At 67.4% G+C, this 558-nt stretch carries 1 pseudogene; it reads left to right on the forward strand.

Annotation, left to right across the window (positions count from 1 at the left end):
• Positions 1 to 558, forward strand: a pseudogene (locus ABD323_RS44640) (hypothetical protein); the annotation flags it as partial.

Raw genomic sequence — 558 nt, forward strand, 5'->3', positions numbered from 1 at the left:
TACAACGACTTCTACGCCGAGTCCGCCACCGGCGCCGGGCCCTACCGCTGGGCAGGCACCGCGTACCCGACCGTGGCCGCCTTCAAGGCCGCGCAGAGCCAGGGCGCGCACGACACCGTCGAGACAGTCGCGCCGCAGCGGGTCAACCAGAGCATCGCCTACCCCCTGCAGACCGGTTCCGCCGCGATCGGCACCGCCAACCAGTCCGCGCCCGGCGCCCTGACCACCGACTACTTCGGGCACGGGCCGATGACCGACCGGGGCGCGGTCAAGTTCCAGAGCAACAACCCCGGCTTCGCGATGGCGCTGACCGCGAAGAACACCAGCGCGTACGGCGTCTCGCTGGACCTGGACGTGACCACCCTGCCGGTGGCCCAGGACATCTACATCCAGTGGGGCGACGACAGCACCGACGTCCTCAACTTCTACGGCAACAAGCCGGTGAAGACGACAGCCGGCCACGTCTACAAGAAGCTCGGCGACTACACGATCACCGTCACCGACTACGAGAAGACCGGCAACACCATCCGCAACACGGTGAAGGTCTCCACCTTCGGT

The organism is Kitasatospora nipponensis, assembly GCF_039528135.1.
GTDB lineage: Bacteria > Actinomycetota > Actinomycetes > Streptomycetales > Streptomycetaceae > Kitasatospora > Kitasatospora nipponensis.